This window comes from Wolbachia endosymbiont of Aedes albopictus (assembly GCF_024804185.1).
GTDB classification, from domain to species: domain Bacteria; phylum Pseudomonadota; class Alphaproteobacteria; order Rickettsiales; family Anaplasmataceae; genus Wolbachia; species Wolbachia pipientis_B.
Genome location: NZ_CP101657.1, coordinates 668952 through 684883 on the forward strand (window position 1 = coordinate 668952; position 15932 = coordinate 684883).

Annotated in this window: 15 protein-coding genes, 1 tRNA gene and 2 pseudogenes; 7 read left to right on the top strand and 11 right to left on the bottom strand. The window is 34.0% G+C overall.

Annotated elements, in window-relative coordinates; all coding sequences use genetic code 11:
* The first annotated feature begins 73 nt into the window (after window positions 1-73).
* Window positions 74-622 (top strand): 16S rRNA (guanine(966)-N(2))-methyltransferase RsmD, encoded by a 549-nt coding sequence (gene rsmD / locus NHG98_RS03430; protein ID WP_096617098.1) that lies wholly within the window; start codon window positions 74-76, stop codon window positions 620-622.
* On the opposite strand, the pseudogene NHG98_RS03435 reads toward rsmD, so the two are convergent.
* From NHG98_RS03435 to NHG98_RS03450, 3 genes and pseudogenes are all read right to left on the bottom strand, one after another.
* Window positions 619-1958 (bottom strand): annotated as a pseudogene (locus NHG98_RS03435) (alpha/beta hydrolase family protein). The gene rsmD and the pseudogene NHG98_RS03435 overlap by 4 nt on opposite strands.
* An 89-nt stretch (window positions 1959-2047) precedes the next feature.
* Window positions 2048-2638 carry a COQ9 family protein gene (locus NHG98_RS03445; protein ID WP_096617094.1) on the bottom strand — a complete coding sequence of 197 codons (591 nt, stop codon included), beginning with the start codon at window positions 2636-2638 and terminating at the stop codon, window positions 2048-2050.
* Window positions 2639-2644: 6 nt separating this feature from the next.
* Window positions 2645-4198, bottom strand: coding sequence for a Mur ligase family protein (locus NHG98_RS03450; RefSeq protein WP_096617092.1), 1554 nt, complete (start codon window positions 4196-4198; stop codon window positions 2645-2647).
* Window positions 4199-4624: 426 nt separating this feature from the next.
* Between NHG98_RS03450 and NHG98_RS03455 the strand changes: the two genes are divergently transcribed.
* From NHG98_RS03455 to NHG98_RS03470, 4 genes are read left to right on the top strand one after another with little or no spacing between them, the layout of a single operon-like run.
* The gene (locus NHG98_RS03455; RefSeq protein ID WP_259245272.1) at window positions 4625-4840 is read left to right on the top strand and encodes a hypothetical protein; all 216 of its coding nucleotides are present in this window, start codon (window positions 4625-4627) and stop codon (window positions 4838-4840) included.
* A gap of 38 nt (window positions 4841-4878) precedes the next feature.
* Entirely contained in the window at window positions 4879-5238 is a 360-nt protein-coding gene (locus tag NHG98_RS03460; protein WP_064125547.1) for a ferredoxin family 2Fe-2S iron-sulfur cluster binding protein, read from the top strand.
* 2 nt (window positions 5239-5240) lie between these two features.
* Entirely contained in the window at window positions 5241-6281 is a 1041-nt protein-coding gene (locus NHG98_RS03465) for a hypothetical protein (RefSeq protein ID WP_096617997.1), read from the top strand.
* Complete coding sequence (locus tag NHG98_RS03470; protein WP_096617999.1) at window positions 6265-6660, top strand: cytochrome c-type biogenesis protein; 396 nt, start codon at window positions 6265-6267, stop codon at window positions 6658-6660. The genes NHG98_RS03465 and NHG98_RS03470 overlap by 17 nt, the downstream gene beginning before the upstream one ends.
* Here the strand turns inward: NHG98_RS03470 and NHG98_RS03475 are convergent.
* The gene (locus NHG98_RS03475; protein WP_259245273.1) at window positions 6653-7531 is read right to left on the bottom strand and encodes an Rpn family recombination-promoting nuclease/putative transposase; all 879 of its coding nucleotides are present in this window, start codon (window positions 7529-7531) and stop codon (window positions 6653-6655) included. The two genes, NHG98_RS03470 and NHG98_RS03475, sit on opposite strands and share 8 nt — an antisense overlap.
* Before the next feature lie 163 nt (window positions 7532-7694).
* On the bottom strand, window positions 7695-9017 hold the full coding sequence (gltX, locus tag NHG98_RS03480; RefSeq protein ID WP_259245274.1) for a glutamate--tRNA ligase: 1323 nt from the start codon (window positions 9015-9017) through the stop codon (window positions 7695-7697).
* Window positions 9018-9095: 78 nt separating this feature from the next.
* Here gltX and NHG98_RS03485 point away from each other — a divergent pair, with 78 nt between their 5' ends.
* The gene (locus tag NHG98_RS03485) at window positions 9096-9242 is read left to right on the top strand and encodes a hypothetical protein (protein WP_259245275.1); all 147 of its coding nucleotides are present in this window, start codon (window positions 9096-9098) and stop codon (window positions 9240-9242) included.
* 4 nt (window positions 9243-9246) lie between these two features.
* Window positions 9247-11244, top strand: coding sequence for an NAD-dependent DNA ligase LigA (gene ligA / locus NHG98_RS03490; RefSeq protein ID WP_096676720.1), 1998 nt, complete (start codon window positions 9247-9249; stop codon window positions 11242-11244).
* A gap of 38 nt (window positions 11245-11282) precedes the next feature.
* Here the strand turns inward: ligA and dapA are convergent, their stop codons facing one another.
* The 6 genes and pseudogenes from dapA to NHG98_RS06410 all read right to left on the bottom strand — a co-directional run bounded on the left by dapA (window position 11283) and on the right by NHG98_RS06410 (window position 15810).
* Entirely contained in the window at window positions 11283-12215 is a 933-nt protein-coding gene (dapA, locus tag NHG98_RS03495) for a 4-hydroxy-tetrahydrodipicolinate synthase (RefSeq protein WP_096616009.1), read from the bottom strand.
* Window positions 12216-12224: 9 nt separating this feature from the next.
* Entirely contained in the window at window positions 12225-12698 is a 474-nt protein-coding gene (ssb, locus tag NHG98_RS03500; protein WP_096616007.1) for a single-stranded DNA-binding protein, read from the bottom strand.
* 67 nt (window positions 12699-12765) lie between these two features.
* Window positions 12766-12839: transfer RNA gene (locus NHG98_RS03505), tRNA-Arg, on the bottom strand.
* Window positions 12840-12940: 101 nt separating this feature from the next.
* On the bottom strand, window positions 12941-13756 hold the full coding sequence (locus NHG98_RS03510; protein ID WP_096616005.1) for a hypothetical protein: 816 nt from the start codon (window positions 13754-13756) through the stop codon (window positions 12941-12943).
* Between the two features lie 4 nt (window positions 13757-13760).
* Window positions 13761-14153, bottom strand: a complete 393-nt coding sequence (locus tag NHG98_RS03515; protein ID WP_259245276.1) for a hypothetical protein — start codon at window positions 14151-14153, stop codon at window positions 13761-13763.
* Window positions 14154-14372: 219 nt separating this feature from the next.
* Window positions 14373-15810, bottom strand: a pseudogene (locus tag NHG98_RS06410) (hypothetical protein).
* Window positions 15811-15932: the final 122 nt, after the last annotated feature.

The window sequence follows — 15932 nt, forward strand, 5'->3', positions numbered from 1 at the left end:
ATTAAACTGCTAAAGCCATATTGACATTGATCATATAATATTAAACAATTAGTTACTTTGGAGGTTATTTAGTATGCTGCGTATTATTGCGGGAAAATATCGCGGAAGAAAAATAGCCACAGGTAAGCATTTAGCTGCACGACCAACTATGAGTGTTGTCCGAGAAGCAATATTTAGTATACTTTCCTCAAGAAAACCTATTTATAACTTGAATGTACTTGATTTATTCTGCGGAAGTGGCTCTTTTTCATTTGAAGCGCTTTCTCGCGGCGCTAAGCATGCATTCATGGTGGATTCAGATTATTACAATTTGCAACTGCCTAAAAAAACAGCAGAAGATTTTGGAATTACGGACAATGTCACGCTAATTTGTTGCAGTGCTAACAAATTGCCACAACCTATTTCAAAATGCGACATAGTTTTTATAGACCCGCCTTACAATAGCAATCTGGTTGAGTCAACTTTAGATGGATTAGCTCACTCAGGCTGGTTAAGTAATGATGCATTGATAATTCTAGAGACTAGAAAAAATGAAGGTTTTGAGTGCAATAAAAACTTCAGTATAATCTTGGAACGTACCTACGGTATAGCAAGAATAATTTTTCTTTCTCTATTAACTTAAACTTGCATATACCTTTCATTGATGGGTTTGAGTTCTATTTCCGTCAATTTTCCAAAGAAACCACTTTTTCTGTACTTCTCTAGATCAAAATTTTTATTAAATTCATAGTCTATTAAATATTCACGTGCTTCTTCAATAAATTTATTTTCTTTTTCTTCATACTTTTTTATACTACCGTTATCTTCATGATAAACTAAATGTTCTTTGTGATCAGCATGAATATTTTTGTTCTTACACTCCGTGTTTCGAGGATCGTGTTCAAGTACTATATTCCATCTAAACCGTTCAGATGTGGATGAATCTGGAAGCTTACCAACGAGTTGTGCTTCCTGTGGAATTACAGTATCACCTTTTCTACCAACAATCAATACAGGACATTTTGTATTCTCTATAATCTCTCGTGAATTAAATTCCAATCCGCAACGACTAAACCAAAAATTCAAGAATTTTGCAGGAAGCCGTCTCATGAAAGAATTCCCTATCCCATGAGGAAAGTTATTAGTTGCATCTTTAAGTGAGCTATAAGAGTTACTATGAATTAGCGTTAAATAAATCCCTTGCTTTTCAACCCTTTTTAAAACTTCTGCTGCAATTCCTCCTCCAAGAGAGTTCGTATCCAAAATTATATCGTTCGGATGCACACCTTTTACAAGTACCATGTTTACCATTGCCATTCCAGCTTGAACCAATTTTTCACCGTTTGTTAGAAATTCATATAGCGCTACAATTTTCTTTCTTTCCAAGAAGAACTCTACAATATCTTCTATATCTTTATTTTCTCCTAACTCTTGATCTTGAGCTTCTGCATCCATTTCCTTATCGTCACCTACAAGTTCTTTTTTATAACGCTTTATCCACTCAGGGCTGACTTCATTTTCCAAAAAGCTTTTGATTCTATGTACAACGAACCTTTTCTTAACAAAGTCAAAAAGCATCCATAGGCAAAATACGATAAGACATATGGTAGCCAAAATTGATAGAACTACTGATGCAAAAGCTAACCCTGTAAGTACCTTTTTTGATTCTGGTATGCCAAGCATAACGATACAATAGAAGCAGTGGACAATATAGCAAAACATAACCATAGTGATACTATTCTCCTATTGAATTTTTTTTCTTCGGCATTTAATTCTTTTTGAAAGAATTCTGGATTAACAATTCTAGAGAAATAGGGATAGTCAAAATAATGCTTAACTAACTTACTTTCTTGCCCATTAGGTGCACCTTTACCAAGTGCATTAACCTTAATACACCCAAGTACTCCAAAAAAGTTTATTATATGTTTCGTATTTTCTTTTGGTTTTATATTACCATTGGTACGATAAATAACTTTCATTTTATTGTTAATAAATATTAAGCTATTTTAACATAAAGATCAAAAAAACCAAGAGAATATAAATATGAATAACCAGTATGATGAAAAGCTTATAAGAAATTTCCTATGATTCCTTTTAAGCGAATTTTGAATTTTTGAAATGTCATGACATTGTTGATACGTTTATCAAGAAACGATAAAGTATCCGCAAAATCTTCTGAATAATCATTGATAAAAAAAAGTATCGTACTTAAGTACACTACAGCTAATATTGCTCTTTTTGTATAGTAGTTAAAATCTGTTGATTGATCATGAATGCCATACCAAATCGCGCTAATAGTTCTGTATAAAAGTTTACTAGAAAAATATGTATTTTTTGGTGATACGGAGAATGATAAAACATTTTTTAAAAGTTCTCTATAATTCGGTAGCTTAGCGTAGTTTGAAAGGCGTATTTGAATAGCTAACTTTACTCGCTCTCGCACTTTCATATCTTCTAAATTGGAATTTCTTAGCTCAGCTTCCATTAAGCTATTTAAGTCCTCTGCTATGTGCTCCAAAGCGCTATATATTCCATTCTGAAATTTGCAAAAGCTATTAGCTAGATTAAGGTCAGTGCACACCTTTAATAGGGTTTCATCGCTTATCCCTTCAAATGGAATAACTCTAATTAGCTTATCTATTATTAACTTTTGTTCCACGCAACATTATACTAAACAGCATGTGTGATTGTACCTGAGATTTTCAAACATTCTACAAAATGCTTCACCACGTTCCTCGAAATTTTTCCATTGATCAAAAGAAGCACACGCGGGGGAAAGTAATATAGTTACTTCTTCTTTGCTATTTAAGGCCTCTTCAAAAGCCAATCTGAATGCATCTTCTAGATTGCAACATTTAACATAATCTACTTTGTTCTCCATAACATTTGCAAAAGCTTCGGTTGATTCTCCAATAAGAAAAGCTTTTCTAATTCTCGTGAAATGCTTGCTTAATGATTCTATTCCACCTTTTTTGCTTCTTCCACCAACGATCCAATTTATGTTTTCATAAGATAAGATCGCCTTTTCGCTCGACTTTGCATTAGTTGCTTTGCTATCGTTCACGAAAAACACATTTCTTATTTTGCCAAGCAGTTCATTCCTATGCCTCAGGCCTGAAAAGGACTTGATTCCATTGATAATAGTGTTGCTATCTACTCCAAGTAGCTTACATACGGCATATGCGGCTGCTATGTTTTCTGCATTGGATATTAGGTTTATTTTCACGTCGCTTACTGATAAGCTATGATTCTCTAGTTTTAACGAGATCTTCTGAATCCCAGTGCCCCTTTTGTCATCCGAGTAGCTGACACTGGGATCCAGATAATTTCGATCTATACCAGTAATCTGTTCACTATAATCAAGCAAATCGTTACCTGCCAATGATATTAGATCTCTTGCACCACCCTCTGTCATCTGAGTAGTTGGCAATGGTTTTTCTTTTCCGGATTCCAGCGTCACGCGCTGGAATGACATCGGGGAATATGTTACCGAGATTGGAATTTTGTTTCCAGTGAATTTGTTGAATATGTCAGCAGTAATCTCATTGTCACATCCTATTACGGCAACCTCACTACCGCTTATCAGTTTTAATTTAGTTGCTATGTAGTTCTCCATACTTCCATGCCTATCTATGTGATCTGGTGTAATATTGAGCAGTGCTGAAATGTCCACGTTAATTTCATTCATCAACTCCAATTGAAAAGAGGAAAATTCAATTACATAAATTTCTGCATCTCTTTCTAGATCCAAAACAGGAACGCCTAAATTTCCACCAATAGCTACTTTTTTCCCTGCAGATTTTAATATGTGCCCTATTAGTGATGTAGTGGTTGATTTACCATTTGTTCCTGTGATGCCTATTACCTTCTGGTTCGTAGTTTTAGCTTCAAGAAATAGCTCAATGTCTGATTTTATTTTGCAATCAAATCTCCTTGCAAGTTTTACTATCCAATGTGGCTCTGTTGGCACTCCAGGGCTTAAAACCAATGCACTGATCTCATGCCAATTGTATTCCTTGGGATGAATAAAATTACATTTTTTATACATCATTTTTGTATTTGCTATTTGCTCTTCATGATCATCCCATGCATATATTCTTGCACCACTCTTTATTAGAGCGTTAATGGCGGATAAACCAGTTTTACCAAGACCAAAAACCGCGACGTTTTGATTTTTGTATTTGTTTAGTTGCACTGCTAGATAACTTATGCGAACCATTTTATAAAGATATCATACAAACTACAACAGACTTCTTGCATAGGTAACAACTGTCATTAAGTAGAAACGAAAAACTTACTTGACAAGCTCCGCCAGCCCCCTTATTGTAGTATTAAGGGTATTTATGACTCAAAACTTGTTTTTGACCTACAGGCTCAATGACAAAATTCAGTAAAAAACTCAGGGTATTTATTGGCGGATTACATAAAATTATAGCGGCTGCATGTCTTTTTTATTTTTTCTACATTCAGCCAAATCGCGCTTAAACTAAGCGTCAGCACATTATTACAGCGCCACTTACAGTAATATAGAGTCAAAACTCGCACCACGGGGCTTCTTTTGCCTTTTTTTTCGTTTGGTAAATTTCTTAAACATTTATAGCTAAACGACAACCGTCATCCCTGTAAAGGTCAAGTATCCCGCTGCGTGTTAGCGGATGAGATACCGCGAATGAATCGCGGTATGACGGTTCGTGATGGTATAACGGTTCGCGGTGGAATGACGGTTTGCGGCGGTATGACGGTTAAGCAATTCGTCATCCCGCTGCTTGTTAGCGGGATCTATGCTAAAGGAGGTACTTGGATAACAAGAAATAGGCACTGGAATTGCAAAGAGTTTGCAAATATTAGTTATTACCTGTAGTATATAGAGAAATTAGTAAGGATTTTAATAGGAATAATATGCCATCTGTTACTTTTGTTTTACCTGATGGGAGTAAGAAAAGCTATGAAGCTGCAGAGGGAGAAACTCTGCTTAATTTAGCCCACAGAAGCGATCCAGATCTGCTTGAAGGTGCATGTGAAGGTTCTCTTGCTTGCTCTACATGCCACGTGATTGTTGATCCAGAATTTTATGATGCTGTAGAAACACATAACCCCATATCTGATGAGGAAAACGATATGTTAGATCTAGCCTTCGGTTTAACAGAGACATCAAGACTTGGATGCCAAATAAAAATCACAAAAGATATCGACGGTTTGTGTGTAACCATACCAAGGGGTACAAGAAATATATCATTGGATAAACAGGGGAATAATTAGCTATGCGTAAGATTTTTATCTATATTATCATCTCTTTACTTTTGTTTATTCCTGTAGCGTATAGTGGTTTTTGGTATTTTTCTGCATGTAAGGTAAAAAATCTTTTAGCTGAAACAATACTATACATTAACGACGAAAAGTTTGATATTTCACATGACTTCAGTGGACTTCCTTTTAACCTAATTTTCCGTGTGACAAACCCAAAATTTTCCAATGAGCAATTAACCATCTCATCTGATGCTTTATTGATAAAAAATAGATTGTTTGATAAATCAGTATATATCTACATACCAAGCAATGAAGTCAATATTGTTGTTCATGGTGATGAGAAAAAGAATATAAAATGCCACACAAACGATAGCAGCCACTTTGTTGTTAGACTAAATGATTTACCATCTTCATTGCGATTCAATAGAAATAGTACCGTAATAGACTATATAGATACACTTCGTTACGAAGATTATGGATTAAAATGTGATGTTTCAGAAAATCAGCAAAGTGTTATAACTGAAGTGAATGATAAAAGTAATTACATTCAATTTCACCTCGATAAAGAACCAAGTGGAAATACTAAACTAGGATTTGATTTTTATACTTATCGGTATAAAAATACTGCAAATCCTGAAAATTACCTTAGTATCGACACTAAATTTGATTACGAATTTGTAAACCACATCTCAGCTTCCAGAGTTAATTTCAACATAGAGAAATTTTTAATTCAAAGTAATAATTTTTCTCTTGCTGCAGATGGTGGAGTGCAAAATTATAATTTGGTTACGTCTTCATTTAAAGACAAAATCAACTTGGCTATATCAAATTATAAAGAATTAATCTCGTTTATGATTGGTGACTCAAAAACTTCAGATGCGTTTGAAAAATTAATTTCTTTCTTATCAGAAAAAACAACTGATGACAGCGTTCAATTTTCAATAAAGTACGATGATGATGTAGGGTCAAGCTTTATTGGAAAGTTATCCATCACTGATTTTATGAACCAACTCAGTAAAATAACCCAATTAACCAAGGATGAGAGCAGTAGTTAGTTTACTTTTCATATTGATATTTCACTCAAGCGTAAACGCTTTTACTCTGGATAATAAACTCAGAGATAAAAGCATGGAAAAACGAGCAACCAGTTTATTTGAAATAATAAGGTGTCCAATATGTTCTGGCGAATCATTGTCTGAATCTGGATCTCAGATCGCGTATGATATGCGAGAAGCAATTCGTAAAAAAATCAATGATGGATACACAGATGAAGAGATAATCTCAGAGTTAAAAAATTCTTACGGCAATTCAATTATAACTACCCCACCTAGCACTTACATCTTGTGGTTTATTCCACTTACAACTCTGCTTATTGGGTGTTTTTTAATACGAAAGTATATCAGTATGTCCAGCATATTTAAACCTTTTATGTAATGTAACCGTTCACACTTAATTCTTTAATCTCACTAATAGAAAGGCCTGTACACTTGACAATAGTGTTGACATCAACATTATTAGCCAGCATTGCTTTTGCGACTTCAATTTTTCCTTTTTCTATACCTTTCTCTTCAGCAAGATCAAGTCTGTATTCAAGAATGGCTTCTTCTTTGCGTAGATCCATTATTCTTTCTTCGTAAGCTACTAAATCTTTTTCGTTCCAACGAAACTTATCTAACTCATCATATGCTAGCTTTATTATTGGTGCCTTTTCTGCAATTTTCTTTAGATCTTCATCTGTCGTTTCTTCAGCATATTTAAAGAGAAATAACCAACGATCTACTATGCTTTCTAGCTGTTCTACTTTGCTTTTTGTAAATTTAGGTAACTCAATAAAGACAAATTGAAAATCTTTTAAGTAATGGCCGTTGGTTTTTATATCACGTATATTATGAGTAGAGATATAACCAACTTCTTCAGGAAGTAAGTTACAATTGGAAATAGCAATAAAGAAGACTTTCTTTAAATCAATGTAGTTGCCAGATTTATCTAATTGTCTTGAGTAAGCCTTAGCAGCATATAGTTGAGCGCGTTTCTCAAAACCTTTATCACGAGCCAGTTGCATCTCAATCACAAACCTATTACCAATAGAATCCTTGCAGAGAACATCAACAATACTTTGTTTATCAGAGGCAATTTCGGGATCCATGATAGTACTTAAGAATTCTACTTCTTGTATTGCACTTGCCTCAGCAAATCCTAAAATATCGTTCAAAAAGTGAATAAGGATATTCTTATTTTTTTCCGTTCCAAAGATTTTTTTGAAACACAAATCATTGCGAGGATCGAGAAATTTTGAAAGAGCCATAATGCTTGGAAAATATTAATAATTATACACTACTATTAACAATTATTCAACTATATTTTTGAAGATAGCTAGTTTCTATATTTACTTTAAATTGAAGAAAGCTCAAATGAAAGATCGTGTTTTTCACAGAATGCAGTCTGGTTACTATATAATTTTTTGATTTTCACTTTTCTTTTAACCTTGCAATGATATTTTCTTTGCCGATAAAAATTAATAATTTAGCAAGTTCTGGGCCTGTTTCTGTTCCTGTTAAAGCTGAACGCAACTGCATAAATAAGTCTTTTGCCTTTATATCCACTGTCTGTCGAATAGCTTTTACCCACCCTGATAATGTATTTTCGTTACAATCGCCTTGAGGCAATGCATTGAACGCAATTTTTATAAGCTCCTTATCAAAAATCACAGGCTCTATATCAGATTTGCATATTTTCCACCACTTGGCCACCTCAGAAAACTTTTCTATATTGTTCCTTATAAAATACCAAAACTCTGAGGAGTCCACTCCAATTTGATTTAAACGGTCTTGCACCATTTCAAATGGCATTTGTTGCAGCACTTTGCTATTTAGCTTGTATACTTCACTCAAGCTGAATTGTACAGATGCTGAGCTAAATTTTTTAATGTCAAATGAGTCAATCAAAGATTGCATACAGGTGCAAGCTTCAATTGGATTGGATGTTCCGAGCTTCACTAAATAACTAACTAGCGCCATTGGTTCAGTCTCATCTTCTCTTATGGACTTGATATCCAGCCCGCCTTTCCGTTTCGATATTTTGCTATCATCAAAATGTAGTAGAGAAAGGTGAGCAAATATAGGAATTTTCGCTTTTAATGCTTTAATCATTTGGATTTGCACTGCGGTATTAGTTACATGATCTTCCCCACGTACAACATGGGTTACATTAAAGTCAACGTCATCAATAACAGAAGGTAGCATGTATGTGTAAATCCCATCTTCTCTTTTTACCACAGGGTCACTGACGCTACTGGTTGCAATATTTATTTCACCTTTAACTTCATCATTCCATTTAACAACTTCATTTCTATCTAACTTAAATCTAAAATGTGGCTTTCGTCCTTCTTGCTCATAATGGATTTTCTCTTGCTCAGTTAGAAGCAATGCACTTCTGTCATAAATAGGAGGAAATCCTTGTTTTAATTGCAACTTTCGTTTAATTTCTAACTCTTCTCTTGTTTCATAGCATGCATAAATATGCCCTTCTTTTATTAACTGCAAGAACACCTCGTTATAGCGCTCAAAGCGCTCTGATTGCTTAAAACTTGCATCCCAATCGATACCAATCCATTTTAGGTCTTCTATGATATTATTTATATATTTGACATCTGAACGCTGAAGGTCAGTATCATCAAAACGGAGTAAAAATTTTCCATTTTGATTACGTGTGTACATCCAACAAACCAAGGCAGTTCGTACGTTTCCTACGTGGAGGTAGCCAGTTGGGCTTGGAGCGAATCTTGTTAGCATTTAAATAGCAATATTGTAAAATAATAACTTATTTACTCTAATTTATTTTAATTTTATATAAATGTACGGCTAAAGCAAGTGAGATCTGCTAATACATTTGAGCAAGAGAAGAATAAGTATGGCTATAGCATTGTGGTACCTTTGATATTTGATGGATTAAGACCATATGATAAATTCAAGAAAATTCACAACTTGACGACAAATGCTAATGTAGCATTATATTGATATCATGACTAACTTAGAAAAGATGAGAGAAAAACTGCAAGATCAAATAAATTATCATAATGTTTTGTATCACCAAAAAAATAAGCCAGAAATAAGTGATGCTGAATATGATGAACTGAAGAAAAAGTTAGCTGAAATAGAGGCACAATTTCCAGAAATTTATGCAACACAAGATAGTGTTGGTGCTCCACCTGATGAGAGGTTTTCTAAGGTGGAACATCAAGAACCTATGCTTTCTCTTGAGAATGCTTATGATGAACAAGGTGTAGAGAAATTTTTGTCTAAAATAAAGAGGTTTTTAATTGAGGACAAAATAGAGATATTATGTGAACCAAAAATTGATGGGTTGTCGTTTTCTGCAATTTATGAGGATGGGAGATTTGTTAAAGCTGCAACTCGAGGTGACGGGTTTTTAGGGGAAGATGTCACTCACAATGTTGCAACAATAAAAGGCTTTCCTAAGTTTTTGCAAGGTGGGCAAGGAAGACTAGAAGTAAGAGGTGAAATATACATCAGTAACAGCGACTTTTTAAAGTTAAATGAAAACAATGAATTTGCCAATCCTCGAAATGCAGCTGCTGGTTCTCTAAAGCAATTGGATGCAAACATTACAGCAAGTAGACCACTTAGATATTTTGCTTATTCTTTAATTGGTGGAGCAGAGAAAAGTCAAAGTGAAATACTAAATAAGCTTGAGGCACTTGGTTTTTGCGTAAATGAGCATCAGTCCTTAACGAGTAGTTTGGATGAAATGCTGAAGTTCTATAACGAGGTCTATAGTTGTCGCTATAACTTGGATTATGATATTGATGGAATAGTCTATAAAGTAAATGATTTGGTACTACAAAATCGTCTAGGGAATACTCACAAAGCACCGCGCTCAGCACTTGCATACAAGTTCTCTGCGGTTTATGCAAAAACAAAGTTAAATAAGATATTTATACAGGTGGGCAGAACAGGGATTTTAACTCCAGTTGCAAATTTAGTGCCAGTCAATATTGGTGGGGTGCTAGTTAGTAGAGCAAGTCTGCATAACCAAGATGAGATAAAACGTAAAGACATAAGAGAGGGAGATATTGTAACAATCAAAAGGGCAGGAGATGTAATTCCCCAGATCATTGAAGTGAACAGGGATTCTCGTCTTCCAAATACACCTGAATTTGTGTTTCCTGGAGTATGCCCTGAATGTGGTAGCAAAGTACGTCAGGTTGAGGGAGAAGCGGCAGTAAGATGTCCTGAGGAATTTGCCTGTAAAGCTCAAATAATAGAAAAACTAAAGCATTTTGTATCGAAAGATGCATTTGACATTGTTGGCCTTGGTGATAAGCAGATAGAGTTTTTTTACGACCTTGGTCTGATAAAACAAATCCATGATATTTTTACTTTAGAAGAAAAATTGGATGAATTTAATCTGGAAGAACAGTCTGGCTGGGGCGAGAAATCTATAGCTAATTTGTTAAATTCTATACAAAGCAGAAGGGTAATAACTCTAGATAGGTTTATATTTTCTTTAGGTATTAGATTTATTGGCCAAGTTGCAGCAGAATTGCTTGCAGATTACTATGTTTCTTATTATAATTGGTATAATTCGATGATTGAACTGTCATCAGATAATACTGAGCTAGTAGGTATAGACGGCATAGGAAAAAAAGGGGCTGAATCTTTGGAATCATTTTTTTCTAAGGAACATAACATCAAAATGTTAAATGATCTTACTGCTTGTCTTCAAATTCTTCCTGTGAGCTCCAACTCTAGTGACTCTGTTTTAAATAATAAAATTATAGTGTTTACTGGTAAGCTACTTGTTATGAGTAGAGGAGAGGCAAAAGTAAGAGCCAAAACTCTAGGAGCAAAGGTCAGCTCACATCTTTCTGCTAAAACTGACTACCTAATTGCAGGAGAAAAACCAGGATCCAAATATAAAAAGGCAGTGGAATTAGGTGTAGAAATTTTAGATGAAGAGCAGTGGCATAAAGTGATAAGTTTGGGGGTGTTCAAATGACACTTGGATTGTATATTAAATCAAAGTTGCAAGACTATTTAGAGAGTAGCCAATTCTTTCCATCCAAGAATCATTTTATTGGCTTGCCTCAATTTTTCAATAGATGGCAAGTCTTCTGTGCTGAGTGGTAGGCGGACAGTTTTGTGTTCTATGAGCCCAATATCATGTAGGAGTGCTTTAGTAGGTATTGGATTGCTGGCAATAAATAGAGCTTTGCAAGCTTGTTGCCAGATATCTGTTGAACTTTTCATGTCATTTCCTGTTATTTGAGGAGTTGTTTTTTTTCTAGTTACGTGCTGGAATGACAGTAGGCATTGCTTAGCATATTCATGTGCTACATGTGGCCAAACATTGGAAGCAACGGAAACCAGACCAGCCGCACCATAAGCGGCCATATCAGATATCATATTATCATCTCCGCAAAAGACCTCAATATTTGGAGCAACTTTCTTATACTGAGCTAAAGTATCAATGGTGCCACTTGAATCTTTGATAGCCCAAAATTTTTCGTGGCTGGATAAGTTGCGTACAGTTTCGGCGTGAAGACTCACTCCTGCTCTCGATGGAATATTGTAAAACATAGCCGGCACATGTGCTTTTTCAAGTAGCTTTTCAAACCATAAAGTCTGCCCCATGATTCCAGGCTTTGCATAAATTGGAGTTGTCATTAGATAGCCGTGAATAGGCATACCCCTGCAAAAATCAAGCCATTCAAGAGTCTGATATAGACTCACCCATGGTACACCAATTATAATTTTCGTACTTAATTTTAGCTTACATACAAATTCAACTAATGTACGCTTTTCAGAATCAGTAAGCGATAGGCTTTCACCTGTGCTACCTAGCAACACTACACCATTTTCAGCTTCAGCTTGTATTGTAAGTAAACGCTGCAAACTGCTATAATCTATGCTATCCCCATTGTAATTAAAGGGAGTAACACAAGCAGTCCATAAAAATGTAGATTTCAATTTAAATTGTTAAAATGGTATTTCATCGTCGATTAGTTCATCCTTTATATCGTTGTCAAAACTTTCGTGCTTATTTTTTTGTTCTGTTTCATTTTGCTTGTATTCACTTGGCTTGTAATCGGAGTTTGGTCGCGAATCCAAGAGAGTAAGAGCGCTATTAAAATTATATAGAACCACCTCTGTTGTGTATCTTTCACTACCGTTTTGGTCAGTCCATTTTCTAGTTCTCAAAGAACCTTCAACATAAACTTTACTGCCTTTGCGTGCAAAATCTTTGACGATTTTTACTAATCCTTCACTAAAAATTACAATATTATGCCATTCTGTCTTTTCAGAGCGCATACCGGAAAGTTTGTCAGTCCAACTTTCAGACGTGGCTATTGAAAAACTTGCCATCTCTTTTCCATTTTGTGTAGTCCTAATTTCAGGATCTTTTCCTAAATTACCAACTAATATGACTTTGTTTATGGTACCACCAGACATAATTATGCTCTAAATAAATCCCTTTATTATCTTATGTGAAAGTACTATTGTCAAATTTAATTAAAAGTGCGCTTGGAGGGATTCGAACCCACGGCCTTTGCCTCCGGAGGGCAACGCTCTATCCAACTGAGCTACAAGCGCATATATAGCTACCCACCCGCGGTACCTATGTTGAGATCCCGCTAACGAGCAGCGGGATGACGGTTGTCGGTAAACCTAAGTCACTTTGGCTATGTACTAAATTATTTAATAGATAAGCTATCCAAGTCAAATTTTTGTTTTGGATAAAGCGTAAACATAACACTCCCCTGTCCAAGATATACATTTTGAGAATCATTCGCATGCTTTTTTATTGCTTTTTGATCTACGGCCCATACAAAAGTCACACAATTTTCAGTGACTGAGTGCACCTTTAAGTCCTTAGTATTTATAAACAGCTTTCCATTTACCCATATTTTCCATGTATCGGGAGAAAGATATAAAATTGAGTCTAAACTTACTACCTTACAGTCGAAATTATCTGACACCTCCTCTTTTGCAGCTCTTGAAGACCTTAAATTGAACTTTTCCATTTCATTGACTATTCTATTAACTGGCTCTTCATCAAAAAAAATGCTTTTTACGTTACTATATTGTGACAAAACGTCAAAGTCACTTTCCACTGCTTCTCTTATTATATCGTCCCGATCTGTATAGCTTAGTTTTTGATTATTAATAAAGAAACACTCTTTTGCACGCAAATTTGCTATATCAATAAAATCATCGATTTCTTGATTGCCAACTTTAAGAATACTTTCAAAATATCTTTTTTCTATCATCATTCCATACTGAGAATGATGACAAACCATTTCATCATCACCTTGTTTTTCTATATATACGCATAAATTTCCACTATTTAATCCTAATATTTTATGCTCAATAAAATCTTCATTGCCAATATATTGTCGGCAAGAATACTCCTTACAAATTGCTATGCTTTCTATGATACCTTCACAACTGCAATATGCATTAACATTGGAAATGAGTAGCGTAAAAATAAAAAACAGCTTTATGTTCATCACCTTATCTACTTAATATAGTATACCAATCAAAGACTATATTAACTCTCACTATCTCTATCATATTACCATTCAAAATTTGTTTCATAGTTGCAGCATCAATATTTCTCTGCTTGTTTAAAATAAGAGATTTGATCATAACATAACCGGGCAGATTTGGAATAGACTGTAGAAATAAAAAAATATGCTTATCGCTGATTGAACTTAAATTTAGGACCACTTCACTTTTTATTACTTTTGTGCGTTCACTTTTGTTGTGAAGCTCAACTTCTTCGGGTATAGAAATTGATATTTCAGGTTCTAATATATAGTACTTTTTATATAACTTGCTAAGCTCAAAATTTAAATTTGCAATGTATCTGCTACTGTGTAAATTTGAAGAGGAAATTTTTTCCATAAATCTAGGTTTTTATTTAGAACAACTTCCTTTTTTTGAATTCCAGTAATCTGTAAATTAATAGAATGTATTTTATCAATCGCAATTTGGTTTTTATTATAAACTTTTTCGTTATAGATAACAACATATGTTAATAACCCTATTAATCCAACAGATAATAATAAATACGATATAAACTGAATTGTAGCTTTTCTTTTTAATTGAGAGATAGTCATTAATCTACATTGCCTCTCCTATTTCAACATCAATAGATAGATTTTGCCCTTTAGCAGCAGGTAAGTCAGAAATATTAATGTCATAGGTACGAAAATTATCGTTTAAATTTTTTCGTAGTTTCTCGTATTGATAGGAAATATTTGTACCGGATCGAAAATTAAACCTTAAAGTTGTGGTAATATAACTTTTTGCCTCATTATAATTCCATTCAAATGATCGAAGCTCTATACCTGGTACTTTTAACTTTTCTACATACTTAACTTGTGTAAGAGGAGAGTATTCTATTTTTGATAAAATATTATTGATATTAATAAAATCATAAATTTCATCTATTTTTTTACATTATAGCTTTGGCTAAGTTTTGTTAATTGGTTATTTAAGGTGCTCTGCTTTGCGGATAAATTATTAGCGACACTGAAGTTTGAATACAAATTTAGCAAACAAAGGGCGTTAATTACAACTAAAACCAAAGCGAAGTATAGAAAAATTTGAGGAGAGTTTAAATAAAGATAATTGAATAGATAAAATTCTTTAGTTTCCTTTGTATTAAAAATAGCTGCTAATTTATTCTTAAAGCTATGAAACAAAATTATGGTATCACAAAAGTTATCTTTTTCACTTATAGCTAGTTCTGCTCCTAATAGTTTGCCTAACTCATATGGAGTTAATATGTTCACACTGTTCTCTGAAAAATTTATGACTGATAAACTAGCTTTAATATCTTCTGACACTATGATGCAAAGGTCGATAGGGTTATTTTTTCAAACCCGAACTTAGTTAAGGATCAAATAGTATCTTGCACTTCCTGATATATTCCACCAGCAATAATTCCTGGTAAATTATCATTAGTAAATGGTACTAAACGCGTAAATATCATTTTATTCTCTTTAAGAACCACTTGTCTATAGCCTCCCGTTTTAGTTGCAGCAACTATAATTTTCCAATTATTAGGATCTTTATGTAGAATCTTTTTTGTTATATTACTTATTTCTATAGGAAACATTAATATTCCCTTAAAGTTAGAGCCTATCTCAATAAACACATTCAACCAATATTCTACTAAATGCTTTGCTTTTGATGAAACAAGAAGATAGCACCAGTTTTGATTGAATTTGTTTGGCTTCTCAACCAAAAAAACTGAACCTATGTCATTATTACGAGAAAAATGCTCCATCTTTGTTTTTGCTGATAGATAGGCACTAATCTTGTTTGCCCTTGTAATAAACTGTAGCGAGTAATTTTGATCTGCATGATTAAGTACTAGGTATAAAGGTGCTTTTTTGTCTGACGAAAGACATGAAATTAAATCGGAAACTGCTTTATCGTTTTTGCCCTTAACAAAATACCTTTTATTTAAAGTGTTATTTTTAAAATATAGTAACATTATGCCTTCTTCTCCAATAGAAAGCATAAACTTACTTTTGGATTTTGAACTCAACATATTAACAAAACGTATACTTATCTAGAATTAAAAAGGCAATTTATTGAAATTCATTAAACGTTAGAGGGAAATATTGTTACAAATTTTCGCAACAGCATTATTTATATTATAGTTTTTTTATA

Coding starts and splice junctions, on each gene's coding strand:
- NHG98_RS03510 (WP_096616005.1), bottom strand. CDS start 13,756: ATGAACATAAAGCTGTTTTTTATTTTTACGCTACTCATTTCCAATGTT.
- NHG98_RS03460 (WP_064125547.1), top strand. CDS start 4,879: ATGCCATCTGTTACTTTTGTTTTACCTGATGGGAGTAAGAAAAGCTAT.
- NHG98_RS03475 (WP_259245273.1), bottom strand. CDS start 7,531: ATGGCTCTTTCAAAATTTCTCGATCCTCGCAATGATTTGTGTTTCAAA.
- ligA (WP_096676720.1), top strand. CDS start 9,247: ATGACTAACTTAGAAAAGATGAGAGAAAAACTGCAAGATCAAATAAAT.
- rsmD (WP_096617098.1), top strand. CDS start 74: ATGCTGCGTATTATTGCGGGAAAATATCGCGGAAGAAAAATAGCCACA.
- NHG98_RS03450 (WP_096617092.1), bottom strand. CDS start 4,198: ATGGTTCGCATAAGTTATCTAGCAGTGCAACTAAACAAATACAAAAAT.
- NHG98_RS03465 (WP_096617997.1), top strand. CDS start 5,241: ATGCGTAAGATTTTTATCTATATTATCATCTCTTTACTTTTGTTTATT.
- NHG98_RS03470 (WP_096617999.1), top strand. CDS start 6,265: ATGAGAGCAGTAGTTAGTTTACTTTTCATATTGATATTTCACTCAAGC.
- gltX (WP_259245274.1), bottom strand. CDS start 9,017: ATGCTAACAAGATTCGCTCCAAGCCCAACTGGCTACCTCCACGTAGGA.
- NHG98_RS03515 (WP_259245276.1), bottom strand. CDS start 14,153: ATGGAAAAAATTTCCTCTTCAAATTTACACAGTAGCAGATACATTGCA.
- ssb (WP_096616007.1), bottom strand. CDS start 12,698: ATGTCTGGTGGTACCATAAACAAAGTCATATTAGTTGGTAATTTAGGA.